Consider the following 1,134-nt stretch of genomic DNA (forward strand, 5'->3'; position numbering starts at 1 on the left):
CCGCATGGCCTTGTGGGCGACGTCGGTGAGGTCCTTGGCGGGCTGGCCCTCCGCGGGCCGGCCGGCTTCGGGTCGGCACCGCATCCGTGCGTCACGTGCCCCCCGACCACACCAGGAGTGCCATGTCCGGCCCTCACCGACACGTCCCGGCCGCCCGGCAGCACGCGGCCGCGCCCCCGTCCCACCGCAAAGACCCCGATGCCGGTCCCGGTGCCGGCCCGGATGCCGGCCCCGACGTCGGCCCCGACCCCTGCGTCGGCCCGGAACCCCCGTCCGACGCGGACCTCATCCGGCGGCTCCGGCAGGCGTACGCCTCCGGCCCGGGCGATCCCGACGTCTGCGAACTCCTCTACCGGCGGCACCGTGTCGCCGCTTTCGCATGTGCGCGCAGCTGCTGCCGCACCCCGCAGGACGCCGAGGACCTCGTCTCGGAGGCCTTCGTACGGACCGTGCAGGCCGTCCGCTCCGGCGCCGGTCCGCGAGAGCAGTGGCGCCCGTACCTGCTGGCGGTCGTCCGGCACACGGCCATCGAATGGCGGGCCGGCGCCGGGCGCACCGTCCTGACACCGGACGTCGAGCCCTGGTGCCGGCCCGGCCCGAGCGGGGACGACCCGCAGCGCCGACTGCTGGACAGCGAGGACCGCCGGCTCGTCGCCCGCTCCTTCCAGGCCCTGCCCGAGCGGTGGAAAGCCGTGCTGTGGCACACCCTCGTCGAGGACGACTGCCCACACCCCGTCCCGCTGCTGTTGGGCATCACCCCGAGCGCGGTGACCTCCCTGGCCTTCCGCGCCCGCGAAGGACTGCGCGAGGCGTACCTGCGGGCCCACCTCTCCTCGGCCGCCGATGCACGGTGCCGCCACTACGGCAGCGTGCTCGGTGCGGCCGTGCGCCGCCGCCCCACCCCGCGCACCCGGGGCCTGGCCCGCCACCTGGCGGCCTGTCGGCCCTGCTCGCGGGCGTACGCCGAGCTCCTCGACCTCGACGCCGCACTGCGCGCCGGCTCCTGCGCCGAGCCCGTCGCCCCGTAGGGTCCGGGACCGGGGCCGGCCGGCAGGTCGGCCCCCGACACGCCGCTGCCGGTGGCGGCCGCAGGGGTGGGGCCGGCAACGGCCGGGCTGTGGATCGCGGGGAGCG

1 protein-coding gene is annotated in these 1,134 nt (G+C 77.4%); it reads left to right on the top strand.

What is annotated here, in order from left to right; genetic code table 11:
- The first annotated feature begins 122 nt into the window (after nucleotides 1–122).
- Nucleotides 123–1,028, top strand: coding sequence for a sigma-70 family RNA polymerase sigma factor (locus tag ABZ924_RS38765; RefSeq protein ID WP_361920461.1), 906 nt, complete (start codon nucleotides 123–125; stop codon nucleotides 1,026–1,028).
- Nucleotides 1,029–1,134 lie beyond the last annotated feature (106 nt).

It is taken from the genome of Streptomyces sp. NPDC046876 (assembly GCF_040645035.1).
Taxonomy (GTDB): Bacteria; Actinomycetota; Actinomycetes; order Streptomycetales; family Streptomycetaceae; genus Streptomyces.